Origin of the sequence: Tumebacillus flagellatus, from assembly GCF_000714935.1 — a bacterium.
Taxonomy (GTDB): Bacteria; Bacillota; Bacilli; order Tumebacillales; family Tumebacillaceae; genus Tumebacillus; species Tumebacillus flagellatus.
Window position 1 is genome coordinate 1 of record NZ_JMIR01000010.1, and the last position, 17,614, is coordinate 17,614.

The 17,614-nt window shown below is 53.0% G+C and carries 16 protein-coding genes and 1 CRISPR repeat array; of the genes, 8 read left to right on the plus strand and 8 right to left on the minus strand.

Annotated features, from left to right (window positions below; all coding sequences use genetic code 11):
* The first annotated feature begins 27 nt into the window (after positions 1–27).
* A CRISPR array of direct repeats spans positions 28–722; the repeat unit is 37 nt; unit sequence GTATCAATCCTAGACCCGAGTAACAGGGGACTGAAAG.
* A gap of 812 nt (positions 723–1,534) precedes the next feature.
* From EL26_RS08470 to EL26_RS08495, 6 genes are all read left to right on the plus strand, one after another.
* A complete protein-coding gene (locus EL26_RS08470; RefSeq protein WP_038086851.1) occupies positions 1,535–1,819 on the plus strand; it encodes a CRISPR-associated endonuclease Cas1 in 285 nt (94 codons plus the stop codon).
* Between the two features lie 802 nt (positions 1,820–2,621).
* Positions 2,622–3,446, plus strand: coding sequence for a CRISPR system precrRNA processing endoribonuclease RAMP protein Cas6 (gene cas6 / locus EL26_RS08475; RefSeq protein WP_161780687.1), 825 nt, complete (start codon positions 2,622–2,624; stop codon positions 3,444–3,446).
* A gap of 6 nt (positions 3,447–3,452) precedes the next feature.
* Positions 3,453–5,831 carry a CRISPR-associated helicase Cas3' gene (cas3, locus tag EL26_RS08480; RefSeq protein WP_038086858.1) on the plus strand — a complete coding sequence of 793 codons (2,379 nt, stop codon included), beginning with the start codon at positions 3,453–3,455 and terminating at the stop codon, positions 5,829–5,831.
* On the plus strand, positions 5,821–7,530 hold the full coding sequence (locus EL26_RS08485) for a hypothetical protein (protein ID WP_038086863.1): 1,710 nt from the start codon (positions 5,821–5,823) through the stop codon (positions 7,528–7,530). The genes cas3 and EL26_RS08485 overlap by 11 nt, the downstream gene beginning before the upstream one ends.
* A 4-nt stretch (positions 7,531–7,534) precedes the next feature.
* Positions 7,535–8,479, plus strand: coding sequence for a DevR family CRISPR-associated autoregulator (locus EL26_RS08490; protein WP_038086866.1), 945 nt, complete (start codon positions 7,535–7,537; stop codon positions 8,477–8,479).
* A 6-nt stretch (positions 8,480–8,485) separates the two neighbouring features.
* Positions 8,486–9,166, plus strand: coding sequence for a hypothetical protein (locus EL26_RS08495; RefSeq protein ID WP_038086869.1), 681 nt, complete (start codon positions 8,486–8,488; stop codon positions 9,164–9,166).
* Between the two features lie 144 nt (positions 9,167–9,310).
* Here the strand turns inward: EL26_RS08495 and EL26_RS08500 are convergent, their stop codons facing one another.
* From EL26_RS08500 to EL26_RS08515, 4 genes are read right to left on the minus strand one after another with little or no spacing between them, the layout of a single operon-like run.
* Positions 9,311–9,538, minus strand: coding sequence for a hypothetical protein (locus tag EL26_RS08500; RefSeq protein ID WP_038086871.1), 228 nt, complete (start codon positions 9,536–9,538; stop codon positions 9,311–9,313).
* A gap of 3 nt (positions 9,539–9,541) precedes the next feature.
* Positions 9,542–10,468: an RluA family pseudouridine synthase gene (locus EL26_RS08505; RefSeq protein ID WP_081857072.1), complete on the minus strand. Its 927-nt coding sequence runs from the start codon at positions 10,466–10,468 to the stop codon at positions 9,542–9,544.
* 20 nt (positions 10,469–10,488) lie between these two features.
* Positions 10,489–11,181 (minus strand): HNH endonuclease, encoded by a 693-nt coding sequence (locus EL26_RS08510; protein WP_052036150.1) that lies wholly within the window; start codon positions 11,179–11,181, stop codon positions 10,489–10,491.
* On the minus strand, positions 11,178–12,509 hold the full coding sequence (locus EL26_RS08515) for an AAA family ATPase (protein WP_038086873.1): 1,332 nt from the start codon (positions 12,507–12,509) through the stop codon (positions 11,178–11,180). Before EL26_RS08515 ends, EL26_RS08510 begins: the two co-directional genes overlap by 4 nt.
* Positions 12,510–12,842: 333 nt before the next feature.
* On the opposite strand from EL26_RS08515, the gene EL26_RS08520 reads away from it, so the two are divergent.
* Both EL26_RS08520 and EL26_RS25405 read left to right on the plus strand, forming a co-directional pair.
* Positions 12,843–13,943, plus strand: coding sequence for a tetratricopeptide repeat protein (locus EL26_RS08520; protein ID WP_038086876.1), 1,101 nt, complete (start codon positions 12,843–12,845; stop codon positions 13,941–13,943).
* A complete protein-coding gene (locus EL26_RS25405; protein ID WP_161780688.1) occupies positions 13,944–14,108 on the plus strand; it encodes a hypothetical protein in 165 nt (54 codons plus the stop codon). It abuts the gene before it with no gap.
* 84 nt (positions 14,109–14,192) lie between these two features.
* Here the strand turns inward: EL26_RS25405 and EL26_RS08525 are convergent, their stop codons facing one another.
* From EL26_RS08525 to EL26_RS08535, 4 genes are read right to left on the minus strand one after another with little or no spacing between them, the layout of a single operon-like run.
* Positions 14,193–15,437 carry a DUF4129 domain-containing protein gene (locus EL26_RS08525; protein ID WP_038086878.1) on the minus strand — a complete coding sequence of 415 codons (1,245 nt, stop codon included), beginning with the start codon at positions 15,435–15,437 and terminating at the stop codon, positions 14,193–14,195.
* Positions 15,434–16,426 carry a DUF58 domain-containing protein gene (locus EL26_RS08530; RefSeq protein WP_152559213.1) on the minus strand — a complete coding sequence of 331 codons (993 nt, stop codon included), beginning with the start codon at positions 16,424–16,426 and terminating at the stop codon, positions 15,434–15,436. The genes EL26_RS08525 and EL26_RS08530 overlap by 4 nt, the downstream gene beginning before the upstream one ends.
* Positions 16,427–16,440: 14 nt before the next feature.
* On the minus strand, positions 16,441–16,569 hold the full coding sequence (locus EL26_RS26430; protein WP_274518875.1) for a hypothetical protein: 129 nt from the start codon (positions 16,567–16,569) through the stop codon (positions 16,441–16,443).
* Positions 16,566–17,528 (minus strand): AAA family ATPase, encoded by a 963-nt coding sequence (locus EL26_RS08535; protein WP_052036151.1) that lies wholly within the window; start codon positions 17,526–17,528, stop codon positions 16,566–16,568. Before EL26_RS08535 ends, EL26_RS26430 begins: the two co-directional genes overlap by 4 nt.
* Positions 17,529–17,614: the final 86 nt, after the last annotated feature.

The window sequence follows — 17,614 nt, forward strand, 5'->3', positions numbered from 1 at the left end:
TAACAGTGGCTGGCTCAAAGCCCATGAGTATCAATCCTAGACCCGAGTAACAGGGGACTGAAAGAACCAGTCACGTCACAATATGCCGCCCAATCGCCGTGGTATCAATCCTAGACCCGAGTAACAGGGGACTGAAAGTTGAACGCCTTAATATACGCTGCATCCATAGCTTCATCGTATCAATCCTAGACCCGAGTAACAGGGGACTGAAAGAGAAACGGCAGATGAGCGTCGAATCAAGCGTTACAAGGTATCAATCCTAGACCCGAGTAACAGGGGACTGAAAGTGTCCTTGTTCGCCTTTGCCTCTAGTCGCTTCGTGTAGGTATCAATCCTAGACCCGAGTAACAGGGGACTGAAAGTCTTCGGAAGAAGCGGCAGGTAGCGTTGAAACCATTCGGTATCAATCCTAGACCCGAGTAACAGGGGACTGAAAGAGCCGGTTCGCTATCAAAGACAACAACTCAAACCTGGGTATCAATCCTAGACCCGAGTAACAGGGGACTGAAAGACTAGGAAGTGGGCGAGCGATCAAAACAGTAGTCATCGTATCAATCCTAGACCCGAGTAACAGGGGACTGAAAGAAATATCATTGGCATCAAAGTGCGAGCATCAATCCAAGACCCGAGTAACAAGGGACTGAAAGGTATGCGCCTTCGGGAAAGTCCACTTGCTCGTCTTGGGTATCGATCCTAGACCCTAGTTTCAGGAGAATAAAAGGATTTTTGCGAATGCAATACGCAAGGCATTTAGCAGTTAACTTCAGAATTTTATTGTCACGTGGGCAGTTGTTCGGAGTGTGTTGGTGTCGGCCTCCTGCTTGGGCAGAGCACGCGAGGTAGAAGTGGAATAAGGTAGGGTTTCTGTTCTCTCATGAAGAGACGGCTTTTTTGTGAAAAAGAGCTATTCTCCCCATGAAAGGGATGAGATATACTGGTGTTGGGATACTAAATGTGGGAAAAGACGAGTTTCGAGGATCGGGCGGGTTTTGGAGCAAAAAAGTGATCCTCGAAAAAAATCAACATTCACACCCTGATTGATACGGCTGGAACCCGCAATACGACTGGATTTTGATATGGGTTTCGCGGTCGGTTTCAATCCAAGACCCAAACTACAGGGGACTGAAAGTGATCGGAGAGGCCGCGATGCAAGTGAACCTCCCGAAGTTTCAATCCAAGACCCAAACTACAGGGGACTGAAAGCTCATACGTATGGGGCGGCTCACAAGATGCGACAGAGTTTCAATCCAAGACCCAAACTACAGGGGACTGAAAGCTCTGACGGGTTTATAGCGGTCAGTCAATAGAAAACTGTTTCAATCCAAGACCCAAACTACAGGGGACTGAAAGCCGCGATCCGCGCGCCCAACTAGCGAAAATGAACCCGTTTCAACCCAAGACCCGAACTACAAGGGGCTGAAATTAATCTTCAACCAGTCAACAACCCACAAAAAAATCCCTCCCACCCGTATAAACTCCCCGAAATCTTGCGAAAATAGATACCATCCAAAAAATTCGCAAGGATGTGTTCCCCATGCAACTTCTCATCGACGAATACGGCATGTCCGTCCGCAAGGCAAGCGAGCGCTTGGTCATCCGCGATCGCGACCGCAAAATCATCCAAGAAGTCCCCTTCTTCGACGTCCACGATCTTCTCATCCTCTCCCGCGGCGTCACCCTTTCTTCCGACGTCATCGAGAGCTGTGTCGAAGAGGGCATCTCCATCCACTTTCTCACCTCCCAAGGTCGCCCGTTTGCCAAGGTCGTCTCCCCCAGCCTCCAAGCCACAACCCGGACATCCAACCCCGGCTTCAGCTAAGCCATCTCCAAAATGGACGAACGCCTCATCAGCACGGGATAGCGATGAAGGTATACTTTCTCAGAACAATGATAGTCAATGGCCTATCCGAACAGGGAGGTCTTTTTTTATGGATATGTAATGTAGGAATAGTGATAAGAAGAGCTTAAGTTTTAGTTTTTTTTTGTTTGTGAAGGAGAAGGTAGCTTTCATAATGTATATGAAATGCTAGATTCATCTACAGGGGACTGAAAGAACCGAAATCACCGCCAAAAATATTTGAGCCCGACCGTCTAAACCCAAGACCCGAGCTACAGGGGACTGAAAATGTAGTAGTTTAACAGTTCTAATGACCGCCGGAGGATTAGACCCGTTTTATAGGGGACTTTATGCGTTGGGGGAAATTCGTTTAATTTCCTGTTATGCCTTCTTGGATATTGTGCGTGACATTAATGTTTATTTAGCGAATCGTGCATATTCCAAACCGAAATCAATATAGTACTTGTGAAGACAGCATATAGGATTTAGAGTGAAAACTTCTACAGGGAAGGAGGGTTCAGATGAAGACGACCAAGATCGAATTTAAATTCCTCTTTCTCACAGTACGTTTCAGCAGGAAAATTAAAAAGTAGTACCATGGATAGGGGGAGTCGCAAGCCTCCCCCCTTTCATTACGATCGGAGGAACCACCATGTTTGACAACCTGCGAATCGCTACCTATCGCTTTACCCTCCAAGCGGGGACCAAAGGTCTCGTACTCCCACCGTGGAAGGCATCCACGTTCCGTGGGGGATTCGGCCATGTATTTAAGAGATTGGCTTGTATGAACACGGGACAAGCCTGCACCAGTTGCGAGTGTCCCTCTGCTTGTGCGTACGGCTACGTATTCGAAACCACACCTGAGCAGGACTCCGGCTTTATGGGGAAGTACGACCAGATCCCCCGCCCCTACGTGCTCGAAATCCCGCTGAACCGACAAACGGAATTTGAACCGGGTGAACTCCTGGCGCTGCGGTTGCGTCTGTTTGGACGAGCCATCGACTACGCGCCGCTTTTTGTCACGACTTTTCAAGAGATGGGGAAGGACGGCATCGGGAAGGGACGGTTGCCGTACCAGTTGGTGCAGGTCGAATCGGAGGGCTTCAACCAGTTCCCGGTCACGATCTATCAGGAAGGCGCTGAACAAATCCACGCCCCACTCATCACCACAGGGGTCGACATTCGCCACCGAAGCCAGCAAGCCGACGCCTCCCGTTCCGAGCGTGTAACGCTCTTTTTTGACACCCCCCTTCGTATCAAATGGAACGGACAGTACACCAGCGACCCGCAGTTCCACGTGATCTTCCGTAACATCCTGCGCCGCGTCACCGGGCTGTTGCAGTTCCATCACGGAGAATCGTGGGAAGTCAATTTCGCCGATCTGCTCCGCCGTGCGGAGACGATCAAACTGATTCGCCAAGAAACGCGCTGGGTGGACTACAGCCGCTACTCCAACCGCCAAGAGACCAAGATGAAGCTGGGCGGCATCATGGGCTGGGTGCAGTATGAGGGCGATCTGGCGGAGTTTCTGCCGTGGTTGCGGGTCGCGGAATTGCTGCATATCGGAAAAAATACCGTGTTCGATCTTGGACGAATTCGAGTGGGGTGACGGTTGATGCTGTACGAGGAATTTTTTCAAACGACGTTCGGATACAAGCCTCGCCGCTACCAAGAGCGTGTCAAGGACGAAGTACTGGCCGGAAAAAATGTGGTACTGGTCGCTCCCACAGGAGCCGGCAAAACGATGGCTGCGCTGGCTCCGTTTTTCTATGCCAAACAGATGGGGCGTCCAATCGCAGACCGGGTGCTCTATGCGTTGCCTTTGCGTTCGCTTGCTTCAGCCTTGCACGCTTCGATTTCGGAACATTTTCCAGATGAGCAAAACCCGAAGATCACCATCCAGATGGGCAATCAGCCGGACGATCCGTTTTTTGAAGGGGATGTCGTGTTTACGACCATCGACCAACTGCTGAGCGCATACGTGGGACTCCCGTACGGCACGTCAAAAGCATCTGCCAACATCCCGCCGGGGGCCCTGATCGGTGCTTTGGTCGTGATCGACGAGTTTCATTTGCTCTCCTACGGGGAGGCACTTCCGACGTTTCTTGACATGATGAAGAGGTTGCACCCCTATACGCAGTTCCTCGTCATGACGGCTACTGTGCCAAAACAGAACGTCGAGAAGATCAGGGGAGTCCTGCAAGGCGAGGCGCTCGATCTGAATCCTGAGGAAAGAAAAGAACTTCCCCAGCAAACGCGGGCACTCACCTGGCACGACACTCCTCTCACCGCAGAGCTCGTGTTGGAGCAAGCACGGAAAAAAACACTGGTGGTCGTCAATACAGTCGCGCGGGCCCAGCAACTTTTTCTCGACCTCCAAAACATCTTGCAAGAACAAGGAAAAACGCTTGAGATGCGCTGTCTTCACTCGCGACTTTTTGGAAGTGGACGGTACGAGACGGAGGAGTGGGTTTTAAAACGGTTCAAGAAGGGAGCAGAGGAACACGCTTTGCTCATCGCGACACAAGTGGTGGAAGCCGGATTGGACATCTCCTCGGATGTTTTGCTGACGGATCTTTGCCCGGCGAATGCACTTTTGCAGCGGATTGGACGATGCGCACGCTATCACAACGAAGAAGGACATGTACACGTCTTCTCCGTCGACGAACAATATCGGCCTTATGAAAAAGACCTGATGAAGATGACATCGGCGTTTTTGTCGCGTCAGGAAACAATCGTCCTCCAGTCCGAATGGGAGCATGACCTGATCGAGTTTGTGCATGGGGAGTACGACGCGGCGAAGATGCAGGACACACTCCATCTCTTGCCGGATCGAAAGAAAGAAATTAACGACGCTCATGTCAATGGGGAACCTGATACGAGCAAACTGGTCCGGTCGATTGACAGTGTAAGTGTCATGATTCACCCGGAACCATCCTCCTTGCGCTTGGAGTTGAGACCGGAGCGGATCTCGGTGTCGTTTCAAATGGTGTTTCACCATCTCAAAGCCCACGAAGGGAAGTCAGATCCCGTGGGATGGTACCCCGATTTTGAAGAGAACTCGTGGGGTCGGGCAGTGCCGATCTGGAAGGAACTCACCAAGGCCGGCGATTTGATGGGCCAACGGTTGATCTGCCTCTCTCCGAAATATGTACACTACCACGAAGAGGTCGGGTTGCTGTTTACACCGACGGAGGATGGGGTCGGGGTTTTTTCAAAAGAGACACGGACGGAACCCGAGCGCACCGGGGAGAGGTTTGATTATTTCCGGGAGACTTATCTGGAGCATGTGACGAGAATTCGTGCCTTGTACCAGGAAGAGGAGAAAGAAGGTGTCCATCAGGTTGCAGATGCAAAGCTGATCAGACATCTAAGCCTTCCTCCTGCAGTTTCGCCAGCTAAATTGGCGGAATTTACAGGCGCCTTGCATGACATCGGGAAGTTGACCCTGCAGTTCCAAAAAGCGCTTCAAGATTGGCAACACGATACTCGCGGAATCAAGGAGAAGGACCTGTTGGCGCATACCGATTATATAGGGAGCAGTCTTGAGGATCGAAAAGCCGCGAAGCTTTCAAAGTATCAGCGCCCGCCTCATTCCGTGGAAGGATCGATTCTGGCAATTCCTCTCTTGTCACAGATGGCGCAACAAGGGGAGACAGAACAGCACGGTCTCCTGTTTGAAACGATGGTCTTGGCGATTATGAGACACCATCATGCGTTTAGTAAGGAGTGCAAGTGCAAAGACAAATTCGTTGTTGCAAACGGTACGAAGGCTGTAGTTCGGGAGAGCCTTGCCGGTTTGTTCGAAGGGAAGATGGAACTTGTGGAAACGAAATCTTCCCACGAGTATGAGTACTACCGCGATCTCAGCGACCCCGATTTGTTGGTTCTCTACTGGTATCTCGTGAGGAGATTGCGTTTGAACGACCGCCTCTCCCAAGAACGGCTGGCAGAGGAAAAAAGAAAGGAGGGGGAACGGATTCATGGCGACTAGCTGGATTCTCCCGAAGTGGTCCGGCACGTATGCAGATTCCTTGGCCGCTGTCGGGTTGGCGGTTTTGATCGGGCGATTGGTTGGCGATGACCAAAAGGTCAGGATTCTGGAGGAGAACGATTCGTTTCGCGTGACGGGGCCCGAACTGAACATAGAGCAGGTTGATTTCGTGGGCTTGCAGAGCAGACCTGCTTTTCAATACGCTCGATTGAAGGATGACACAGAGGACCCGGACTGCCCGGATACAGGCTATCTCGACTACCCGCAACAGAAACGACTCTATGAAATCTGGCGCGAACGCAACAAACAGAGCAAGGCTGCAAACGACCTGCTCGATGAGAACCCGGAGCAGGTCACCGGTTACAACCGGAGATTCCCGCATATTCAACGCATCAACATGTTACAAGGCTTCGGAGCACGCAACAAATTGTATCTCGACATCACCAAAGCGGATGGGGATGCTTTCCGAAATACGGTCATCGAACGACTGAAGTTGTTGGAGTCAGGGCAAGCCCGTACCACTGCCAAGACTCCTTTTCAACCCAGCGTGTCGGACTTGCAAGTGTTCAACCCGATGGTAGGCAAGGGGGTCAACCGGCTCAAAGCGGACAGTGCCAGCAGGGGGTCATTACCCGGCGGGTATGTGGATTGGTTTGACGAATGGTTGCGGTTTATCGGGAGCGAGCATGTGCTGAATGGATTTTCCGTAGGGGATGACATCAAGATGTCGGTTCCTGTACCTGCTGACATTTCAATCGACAAACTACAGGAGATGGCGCTGGAGAATCTGACAGCGGCTTGGCATTCACGAAAAGTTGACCTGTTTGTGGTCATGGATCAAGTTGCGTTTTTGTTGAAAATGTCGGGAAAAAACAGGGTAGACCCCTGGATTCCATTCGGCAAACGTCCCAACGAAATCATCTCCGCCGTCCAGACCGGGTACTTCAAATCGTTGGGGTCTGGAAAAGCCGTGACCAACATTTCAAGCCTTGGCTTGCCGGGGTGGTTTCCCGTCGAAACGGACGACGATGTGGAGCTCTGGAGGGAGTTGCTCCACGAACATCGCCGCGTCCTTCAGCTGTTGGACGAGGAAAAAAGTGAAGAGGCCGCTCTGCTCAATCTGTATCGTGACTTCCTGTCGGCTGGCGATTGGAGAGCGTTTTTGGAGTTTTTAGGAGCGTACGGGTGTCTCGTCATGAGACGACGTGAAAGAGGCCGACCGATCCGTTCCTTCACGATCAATCACTTGGAGGGGTTGTTGATGAAAGGGAATGAAGAACAGAAACGCCTGCCGATTGCCGAGGTCATTCGCAATGAAGGCTTTCGCAATGTAGCCGCCGCGATGAAACAAGCGACGGTCAGCGAGCAATTCCACAAGTCCAAGGGGAATCAGGTCTTTGACATCAAGTACGGGCTGTTCCAAGAGATCAAACGCAAGGCACGGTTCCCGGAGCAATTGGTCGCCGTGGTTTCAGAATTCGTCAGCGAGTACAACTTTGAAAACGCACGCCGATCCGAACAGTTGAAAGACCGACAGGGCCGTCGGAGAAAAAATGTCTCGCTTGATGACTTGGACAAGTTGAACCAACTCTTCATCGAACACCACAGATACTCCGAAACCATCGCCATGCTGCTGATCGCTTACGCATCCGCATCGTCCGGCGAGAAATCCGATTCCCAAGAGAACGAGGAGGAATAACCCCATGACCATCCCGTTTCAATCTCTATCCATCTCCGGCCTGTTGACGCTCGACATGCACGCGCTGAACAATGAAGGCTCCGAAGGCAACCACCTGCAAACTCGCATGGTTCACATCTTGGACGCAGAAGGGCAACCAACCGTCGTCAACGCCATCTCCGGCGACATGTTCAAGCACATCCAAGCCGAGCACTTGCATGGGATTGCGGTGGAGCGCGGACTTCCCCTGTGCGAAGGGTGCAAGCGCCTTAGCGCAAATCGGATCAACGACGACGATGCATTTTTGCAGGAGATCGGCGAGAAAGCGGACAGCCGCGAGACGCTGAAAAAAGTCCTCCACCACTGCGCTGTGGACGATCTGGAAGGCGTCTTGATCACCGCCAAGAAAAACTCGATGGCGAGAAAATCGACCGTTGAGTTCGGCTGGTTGATCGGGTTGCCGGATGTGACGCGGACGGAATCGTACTTCCATGTGAAGTTCGACACCGGCCGGGGCGAAGGTTCAGGGGCGGAGGACGGCTCCAACCGCGGGCAGAACATTTTTTACCGACCGGCGAGTTCCGGCAAGTACGCGCTGGTGTTGAATGCGGAGTTGGGGCGTGTCGGGTTCAACGACATGGCACGCGAGCATCAAATTGGGGAGGACGAGCGGAAGGAACGTGTGAAAGCCCTTCTGGAAAGCATCTTGCTCAGCTTCGTCAAACCGTTGGGGGCACATCGGAGCACGCAACTGCCGCACATGGTGAATTTTGAAGGGGTTGTGTCGATCTCGACCTCGACGATTCCGGCTCCGACGGTGAGTCCGTTGAATCAGTCCTACCAGAAGGAGATCGAGGAGATTGCGCACAACTTGAACCGTCTGAATTCGCGAGGGATTCAAACGTTTGCGTTCCACTCGCAGTCGGAGTTCACCAAGATCATGGTCGACTTGATCGAGCAAGTGAGGTAGAGGGCGATGTGGCTGCTGACGACGTATCGTCACACCGCGTTGTTTTCGTTGCGCTCCTCTCTGGCGACATCTTCTGGTGGGAAGACGAATCTTGTGCCGAGCATGTACAGCATGAAAATGGCGTTGTTGGATGCGGCGTTTCGGATGGGGGTGGATGGGAAGGGGATTTTTCCTTGGGTGCGCGATCTGCACATCTCCTTCGAACCGCCGGAGCATGCGGTGGTGAACAACAGCTTCATCAAGATTTTGAGTGAGCCGAAGGACAAGAAAAACGGGCCGGCATTTATCTCCTCTGTGGCGTATCGGGAGTATGTGAGCTTTGAAGGGGATTTGCGGGTCGGAGTTTGTCTGGAGGGGTTGGAGGAGGAGCAAGTAGAGCTGTTGCAGGCGTTGTTGTTGCACATCAACTACTTGGGCAAGCGTGGGAGTTTTGTACAACCAGTGGCACAGGAGCGGGTGGAGAGCCTCGGGGTGAGTTTCAGCTATGTGCTGGGGGAACGGGCGGCGATGAGTGCTCATGTGTTGATGCAGTACTTGGATGATATGGGGGAGAAGGCTACCTTTGAGAGCATTAGCTCGTTTGACTCGACGGGGGCGCGGTTGGGGAAGGACCGTGTGATGAAGTCCGTATTTTTACCATATCGGATGCGGACTTCGAGTCGGGGGTATACGTGGTATAGCCGATAGAAATAAGACCTGGCTGTGTGTGGAGCCGGGTCTATTTTTTTGTGTTTAAATTCAATTGTCCAACAGCCATTCAACGGTACGAGTTCGTAAAAATGCGAACTGCTAAAAAGGCAGGCTCCGGTTTGGTTGTGGAGCCTGCCTTTTTTACGAAGAGCGGCGTTTTCGTGCGACCCGGCGGCCGAACTTGTCCATGAGCAGCAGGGCGAGGAACGTCCAGCCGTAGCCGATGACGCCGAGCAGCCAGAGCGGGGACGAGTCGCCCGCGCTCTTCATGCGCCACCAGAGCGCAGTTCCGGCGACGGTGATGAGAAATGATACGTAGGTGAGGAGGTTTTGGAGCAGGACGCGTTGTTTTTTGGTCAGGCGTGCCATGCGTTAGTTTCCTTCTTTCAAATAGGCTTGCAGGGACGCGAGGTCCGGCGGAAGCGGAGCGTCAAACGTCAGGACTTCGCCTGTGGTCGGGTGTGTCAGCGTCAAGCGCGCGGCGTGCAGAGCTTGGCGTTTGATGAGTTCCAGGCCGACGCTCCCGTATTGACGGTCGCCGAGCAGGGGGTGTCCGATGTGCGTCATGTGCACGCGAATTTGGTGCGTGCGGCCCGTTTCCAGTTCGAGGTGGACGAGGGTGGCGTTGTCATAGCGCTCGCGGACGAGATAGCGGGTCAGGGCAAATTCGCCCGCATTCGGGCGGACGGCGCGCAGGTTCGGGTCGAGTTTGTTTTTTCCGATCGGGGCGTCGATGACGCCGGAGTCTTCGGAGATCGTGCCGTCGACGATCGCGAGGTATTCGCGCTTCAGTTCGCGCTCGCGCAGTTGGCGGTCGAGATGCTGATGGGCGAACGCGGTTTTGGCGACGACGAGCAGGCCGGACGTGTCGCGGTCGATGCGGTGCACCGGGCGAACTTTGGCGGAGAGGCCTTGCTGTTGGTAGTGGTAGGCGAGGCCGTGTGAAAGCGTGCCGGTCTGCTGCGGGCTCGTCGGGTGGACGAGCAGGAACGGCGGTTTGTTCAACACGAGCAGGTCGGCGTCTTCGAAGAGGATGTTGAGCGGCATCTCGACAGGTTCGAGGCCCGCTTCTTCCTCAAATGACAGCGCGGCGCGAACGACATCGCCGACGCGGACTTTTTTGCTGAGGAAGGCAGGCTTGCGGTTGAGTTGAATGCCCTTGCTGCGCGTAAGTTTTTGGATCATGCGGCGGGAGATCGAGAGGGTGCCGGTCAGGACGTCCTCGACGGTTTGTCCTGCTTCGGATTCGGTTATAGTGTGTTCCACCCAGCGGCGGGATATAGTATTGGTTTCTGACATAGGGTTGGGCCTCCGGTGGTTCAGGGTCTGTTGTGGCGTGATTTGGCTTGGTAAGTTTCCGTTTCGAAGCAGTGCGGACTGGTTCCGGGGTATGCTTCGTTGAAGCGGCGGATCATGTCGGGGTCGTCGCGGAAAACGGTGACCCAGACGGACCAGTAGCCGCTTTCTTTGGCGAGGTCGGTGATGATTTGGCGGTACTGTTTATCATCGGGACGTTGAGACAGCTCACGGTGGTAGCGGAGCGCCATCTGATATTTGGTATGACGATTGCGGAGACGGCGATCTGAACTCTCGTGCGGTAAGGGAATTTTGTCGAGACCGACGAGTTGGAGCATGTTTTGGGCTTGGGTGTGCATCGGCGTGAGAGCTGCAAGGACGCGACCGTCCGGATTGTATGTAAAGGCGAGATGCGTGTCATCTGAGTCCGGCCAAACATAGTCCGGGAGATGGACATCTTCATCTTCATCTCCTTTGGTAGGGTTGCAGTTCGGGCAGGCGAGCAAAAAATTCTCCCACGTTCGTTCGAGTTGCGGGTGCCTCGATTTGGGTTTGACGTGTTCGACGGCCAAACCCGATTCCAGCTTCATTTCGCAGTACGAACAGTATTCGCCTAAGTGGTCGATTAAATGAATGCGGGCGTCTGAGTAGTGAGAGAAAGAGACGGCGATGCCGTTAGGGTTCACAGGATGAGTCCCGCGTTCGATAGGTCTCATTGTTTGTCTCTCCTGAGCAGGCGGAGACGTTCTAGTTCCAAGATCGCGTGGAAGGAGATGTCGTCGCTGAAGAGTGAGTCGAGTTCGTCGATCTCGTCTTTGGTTGTTTGGATTTGGCGTTCCAGCTCTGCGCGTTGTGTTTCGTCTTCGGTGGCGCTGAGTTGGTCGATGAGCAGGTAGTAGGTTTTGGTTTTTTCGTAGAGGCGGTGGAGTTTTTCGCTTCGTTGGACCTTATCTACGCCCATGACATATTCCGTGATATCCTCAATGCTTTTATTGACGTAATCAGCAGGTGAAACCACCTTTGCTTCAACATCTTCGTCGAGCACGCGCAGTTCGCCCTCCTCTAAGGATTGCACGATGAAAGGGGAGTGCGTGGTTACAATAAATTGCACGTTCGGGAAGGTGTTCTTCAAGTCCTCAACAATATGACGTTGCCACTTCGGGTGCAGGTGCAAGTCGATTTCGTCGATCAAGACGATGCCGGACGTTCGTAGATGATCTTCCATAAAAGGATTCAACACCGCCATGCGGTGTGCGATGTCCGCCACGAGACCCATTGTGTTACGATAGCCGTCGCTGAGAAGACGGAGCGGGATTTGGTCGCCGTTCTCCAAAAAGACTTGGATCTCGTCGCGGAGGGGGTCGTAGTCAATTTTTTCTACGCCAAGTTTGTTCATGCAACTGACAATGGCGCGGCGGACGGATTCGAGGACTTTTAACGGTTCGCGCCGTTTAATTTCGGCAATGGACATCTGGATGAACCATTTTGTAAAAAACGACTCGTTCGCGTTAGGATTGAGGTAGTTTCGGTATCCTTCGAGTCGAGAGCCTGGTGAATAGGGGGAATTAACCAAGTCTTCATTTTGGCTCCATAAACGAGAGGTCCTAAAAAACGAAAATATTGGTAGTTTGACACTTTCACCGGACAGAATCTTCCTTCCAAGTGCTTCCGCATTGGAATAGACTTCATAAATGAGATCAACACCTAAGTGCGTATTTCTTTCTTCCTTCAAAACCATTGCGTCTACCATTTGATTGTCTATCGAGGAACAAAAGTGTACATAAGAAGGGTATTGGGGCTCCAATGTAGGAATTTCTCCATGCTGGAATTTTTTTAATCGTACTTCCTCGGGTTCAATCTCCCGCAAATCTGCATTTTTGACTAAAGCATTCGCAAACGCCCCAATCGCCACCGAAACTCCTTCCAGTACCGCCGTCTTCCCCGAAGCATTATCTCCGACCAATACCGTAAACTGCGGGTGGAACGAAATTTCTTTTTCCCGAAAACCATGAAAATTTTCGAGTTTCATCCACTCGATCTTCATGCGATCAACTCCGAATTTGGTTTCTTACTCCCCAGTGTATCCTTTTCAAAACGAAAAGAGCAACCAGAAGTGTAAGCAGGAGGAAAACCGCGGCAATAGGCGTTCACTCAAAAAATAACCTCTCTCCTCTTGTGAAATTTTTTTCCTCAACTGTCACAAAAATAGTATTCAAACCTTTTATGTCTTGCTATAATTACTATTGTATTTATTTACTTCCATACATACCCTTCGACAGAGAGGTAATAGACATTGACTGAGTCTAGATTCGAAGAGAAATTCGGAAACCCTGTACCAATCTTTCGTCGCATAAGCGAAATCATGGAGAGCAAACGAATGTCGCTTCGTTCTCTTGGAAAGTTATTAGAATGTCACGATCCTGAAGAAACGATGTGTCGTGAAACGCTACGGAAAATCATGAAGGGAGCAAGGCATTGCCGCCCCTCGGAAGTGGGGAAATTCGCGAAAGCATTCGGTGTTACAGTCGAACGGCTGAAACAGACTGACACCGAAAATTTGGTTTCCGATATCCGCCGCTCGATCGAACGAAAGGATGACCTGCAGCGTGCAAAAAAGCTATGCGAGTATTACGTTTCTATTGCGTTGGGGTTATCGGAAAAGTGTGACGCCTTAAACTACCTTGCGCATGTTGTTTTTGAGTTAGGTGACTATGAAGAAGCCCATAAACTATGGAACTCGGCTTTTGGAATCTCGAAAGTCATCGCTGAGAAGTACGGCGCAACGCAACGACTTTATGCGGTTCTACTCAAATTGATGGTGTCCTACACAACTCGAAAGCGGTTCACCGAATTGGCTGGCGTTCTTGCAACGGTCGAGGAGGTCTTCCACTCCGACCATGAAAAAATGGGTGTCATTTACCACTCAAAGGCAATGATTGCGGAGCAGTTTAACAATACAAACCAAACCCGTGAGTATCTGACGAGATCACTCTCAGAATTGGAACTTACAGGGATGCGTAACCATATTGGCAGAGCACAAGTGAATTTGGGCTACTTCGAGTTCAAAAATCGGAATTACAACAAGGCAAGAGGGCACTTCGATGAAGCGATTCAAAATCTTCTTGGTGATGCTCAGATTCTGCCGATCGCGGTAAAAGAGTATGCGAAGGTACTCATTAAGTTGGAGGAATTTGGACGAGCTGTTGAGATGATTGAGGAGCACTACCATCTCGTCCAAGAGAGAGGAGAGCTGAAGGGGAAATACGACATTCTCCTGACGCTTGCAAATCATGACATCCGTTACGCGGAGAAAGTCGCTGTTACTGCAAGTGCAGGTAAAACAGTTCGGGCACTTGCTTGTCGAGTGCTTATCAATCATTTTAGTGTTTTGGGTGATTCTGTCGCGTTAATGAAATATTATAGAATGGAGAAGAAGATTCTAGAGGCAACTGACATCTTGCATATGGAGGAGTTTTAGTTGAAACGTGCCCTCGGTTTTGTCTGTGCAGTAGCTGTTTTTGTTTCAATACTGGGACTGCTTTCCCAATCGTATCAAGCTGAATATGTGCCGATTGTGCCGAACAGCCAACATGTGGCGGAGTATGTCCCAATTGTTCCTTCAATCGCAGGCAACTGGGCCTAACACACAAGGAATGCGACCTATTTGTCTTCAGAATAAAGACCTTGTGCCCTAGTGGAACAAGGTCTTTACGCTTGCCTTATAGTCTCATGAGGATTTCAAAATCTCTTCCACCAGAGCCTCTGCGTTCGTTTCCGAAACGCCTGCATGCCCGTATCTCTCCCGCATGTAAACATTCGTCAACTCCAACAGCTCCGTTTTCACCTCCGGCATTTCAGGAGAAAGCCGCTCCACAAACTCCAACGGCGTCTCATCCCTCCTCCGCTCAAACCCCTTCCGCTCCATCGCCTGCAAAAACTCGCGGTACAACCGCCGAATCTCCGTCAATGTCGGATCTTCCTCATCCCAAACAGGGGAGGGGGGAGCTTCAATCGGCTGGCTCATAAACTCCCGCGTGGTCACGACATAATCCTCTGCCGAAACAGCCACCCTCCGCCGCGCACCCCGCCTCAACTTCCACAGCAGCCAACCTCCAACCACCCCCGCCAGAATCAACAGGGTCAACTCCAACCCGGCGGTATTCCACTCCACCGTTTGCCCCGAATCCCCCAATTGATCAAACGAATTCGCAGCATTCTGCGAGTCGATCTCTGTGATCGCCCAATGAATGTGATACCGCTCCAGAAAAAACTGCAACACATGCCCCACCACATACACAACCGGAAACAGCAGCACATCCAACACGGCATACACCGCGTCCCGCAAGGCGCTCCCGCCCGCGTTCAAACACCAAAACAACAACCCGACCCCCGCCAGCAAATACACCAGCCGGGCAACAGGCTGCCTCCGCTCCTTCAACTCCAACTTCGCCTGCCGTTCTGCCTGAAACGACGCCGACAGCGCGACCAACCGCAAGCCCGCAAACGCCGTCAAAAAAGGCACCACCGCCTGCCTCCACGCATCATCCGCCCCGTGCCCACCGATCGAAGTCACGAAATAGAGCGCCAAAATCGCCCCCGCGTCCACTTTCGACTGTTCCCGCAACTCATAGTTTAACTGCGAACCGCTTCTCTCCAACTGATGCAACTGATGCAACCGGTACAACAACAAAGCTCCCCACACCAACAAATTCAGCGTCGGAACTCCTGCAAACCCGTCGTACCGCACCCACAGCCAAGCAACGCCGCCAACCAGAACGGCGAACCCGTACACCAACATCCAGCGCGACACCCGAGCAGGCAGCACGCAAACAACCAAAAAAGCCCCTGCAACGCCCAGATACACAGCCAAAGCCCGGCTCCCGTTCTCCGGCAACCCGCTGCAAATCACCGCCAGCGTCAAAAAGCCGAGCACAACGCTCCAGACTGCCGGAACCCATCCCGTACGTTTCATGACGCCTCCTCCTGGTTCAAGACGACAACCGACACCGCCGGATCAATCCCTTGCCACACCGCGGCGTCCTCCGTCGTCGTCAAAATCAAAACCCGATGGCGATCTCCCAACAACAACCGCAACACATCTTCCAACTCGTCACTCCAATACGGCGTGATCAACAACAGCGTCGACGCCTGCGACACCCGCTCTCGGAAAAAACGCAACAGCTCCGCATACGAACACTGCGCCTGCCGCGTCAACCCGCCGAGCAACCCCAGCAAGAGATCGAGATGCCCGGGCCCGCGATCTGCCGCCTGCAACAGCCACCCGGCCCCTTGCCAAGCGGCATTCGTGCACAGCCCGCACGAGAACTGCCGCTCCGACGCCATCCAAAGCAAAGTCGCCGCCACCCGGTACTGAAACTCCGAGACGCTCTTCACGCCGCCTGCCCAATGCGCATCAAAAAACTGAGCGTTCGGTATCACATACAGGGTCGTCTCCGAAGTCGTCTCAAACTGCTTCACCATCAACTGATTCGACCTCGCGCTCGCCGCCCAATGAATGAAGCGGTACGGATCGCCCGCTTGATACGAACGAACGCCCTGCAACCGGCTGGCATCTTCCTGATACCATCTTTGCACAGCCGTCTCGCCGATCAATTCTTCACAACGCAACAGCAACCCGTCCTCTGTCACCGGACGAGGACGCACGAGAAGCGACAGCGGCGTTTCCAACTCTTCAAATAAAGTAGACAACCCCAACCCGTCTCCCAATTTGATCTCCGTCTTCGTAATCCGATGCAACCCGCGCTCCGCACACAGCACGTCTTGCTGAAACGTCACGCGCTGACGGGGGAGGAGATAGGTGCGGTACACCAATTCCGTCCGCCATAATCCCCCGTGCTTGACGCCGAAGTCTGCGGCAAGTCCTTCCGGCAAGGGGATGTGCAACTCCACCAAGGGCATCGGCATCCACGAGTGATTTTCCACCACCGTCGTCAGCCGCACCACATCGCCCGCCGTCAGAGCGGCCCGTCGACGCCGGACTGCTCGAACGTCACGCGCAGACGCTGTGAGACGGCTTTTTTCCAAAGCGAACTGTACCCCCAGACCACCAACGCGATCGAGAGCAGCAGAAACCAAACGCTCATCGTCCGCTCCCGGTTTCCACCGGAACGGGGAGGCTCTGCAAAATGTCTTCGATCACAACTCCTGCTGTCGTCTGTTTCATCCGAGCCCCCGCGTTCAACACCAAGCGGTGAGCCAGCACATAAGGAGCCAAACTCTTCACATCATCGGGAATCACGAAGTCCCGTCCGTCCATCGCGGCATACGCTTGCGCCGCCGCACCAAGCGCGATCATCGCGCGGGGAGAGGCCCCGAGCAGAACGGCAGGATGCTCGCGGGTCTGACGCACGAGGGAGAGCAGGTAGCTTTCCACCGCTTCCGAGACCAGCACGTGTCGCACCTGCTCTCGAACTTCCAAAATCGTCTGCGGATCGACCACCGCCTGCACATTCCCGGCGCTCTGTGCCTGCCCCGCACGCGACAGGCGAAATACGCGCCGCTCGTCTTCCAACTCCGGATACCCCAGCGCCAATTTCATCTGAAACCGGTCTAATTGCGCATCCGGCAACGGGAACGTGCCTTGCGATTCGATCGGATTCTGCGTCGCCATCAGAAAAAACGGCTGTTCCAACACATGGGTGTTTCCGTCCACCGTAATTTGTCCCTCCGCCATCGCTTCAAGCAGCGCCGATTGCGTGCGCGGAATGCCGCGGTTGATCTCGTCGGCCAACACGATCTGCGAAAACAACGGGCCGCGCCGGAACTGAAAGTCGCCTGCCGGTTGGTTGTACACCATCGTGCCGACCACGTCGGACGGCAAGAGGTCCGGCGTGCATTGGATGCGGGAAAATTCACAGCCGATGCTTTGGGCGAGGGCTTTTGCCAGTGCCGTTTTTCCCGTGCCCGGCACGTCCTCCAACAACACATGACCGCCGGAAAAAAGTCCGGTGAGCAACAACCGAATCGCGTGCGTGTGACCGATGATCGACTTTGAAACTTCCTCTGCAATCGCGCTTGCTGTCTCTGCAACAGTCCTCTTCATGACGGGAATCCTCCGAAAATTCGTAGTAGTAAGATATTCCCATTCTAACGGAAAACGCAGAAAAGAAAAACGAAAAAAGGCGGCAG

Excerpts from the sequence above, each read along its gene's own strand:
- EL26_RS26430 (WP_274518875.1), bottom strand. The coding sequence starts at position 16,569 with ATGAGCGTTTGGTTTCTGCTGCTCTCGATCGCGTTGGTGGTCTGGGGG.
- cas6 (WP_161780687.1), top strand. The coding sequence starts at position 2,622 with ATGAACACGGGACAAGCCTGCACCAGTTGCGAGTGTCCCTCTGCTTGT.
- EL26_RS08535 (WP_052036151.1), bottom strand. The coding sequence starts at position 17,528 with ATGAAGAGGACTGTTGCAGAGACAGCAAGCGCGATTGCAGAGGAAGTT.
- EL26_RS08515 (WP_038086873.1), bottom strand. The coding sequence starts at position 12,509 with ATGAAGATCGAGTGGATGAAACTCGAAAATTTTCATGGTTTTCGGGAA.
- EL26_RS08525 (WP_038086878.1), bottom strand. The coding sequence starts at position 15,437 with ATGAAACGTACGGGATGGGTTCCGGCAGTCTGGAGCGTTGTGCTCGGC.
- cas3 (WP_038086858.1), top strand. The coding sequence starts at position 3,453 with ATGCTGTACGAGGAATTTTTTCAAACGACGTTCGGATACAAGCCTCGC.
- EL26_RS08485 (WP_038086863.1), top strand. The coding sequence starts at position 5,821 with ATGGCGACTAGCTGGATTCTCCCGAAGTGGTCCGGCACGTATGCAGAT.
- EL26_RS08505 (WP_081857072.1), bottom strand. The coding sequence starts at position 10,468 with ATGTCAGAAACCAATACTATATCCCGCCGCTGGGTGGAACACACTATA.
- EL26_RS08490 (WP_038086866.1), top strand. The coding sequence starts at position 7,535 with ATGACCATCCCGTTTCAATCTCTATCCATCTCCGGCCTGTTGACGCTC.
- EL26_RS08500 (WP_038086871.1), bottom strand. The coding sequence starts at position 9,538 with ATGGCACGCCTGACCAAAAAACAACGCGTCCTGCTCCAAAACCTCCTC.
- EL26_RS08470 (WP_038086851.1), top strand. The coding sequence starts at position 1,535 with ATGCAACTTCTCATCGACGAATACGGCATGTCCGTCCGCAAGGCAAGC.
- EL26_RS08510 (WP_052036150.1), bottom strand. The coding sequence starts at position 11,181 with ATGAGACCTATCGAACGCGGGACTCATCCTGTGAACCCTAACGGCATC.
- EL26_RS08495 (WP_038086869.1), top strand. The coding sequence starts at position 8,486 with ATGTGGCTGCTGACGACGTATCGTCACACCGCGTTGTTTTCGTTGCGC.
- EL26_RS08520 (WP_038086876.1), top strand. The coding sequence starts at position 12,843 with ATGTCGCTTCGTTCTCTTGGAAAGTTATTAGAATGTCACGATCCTGAA.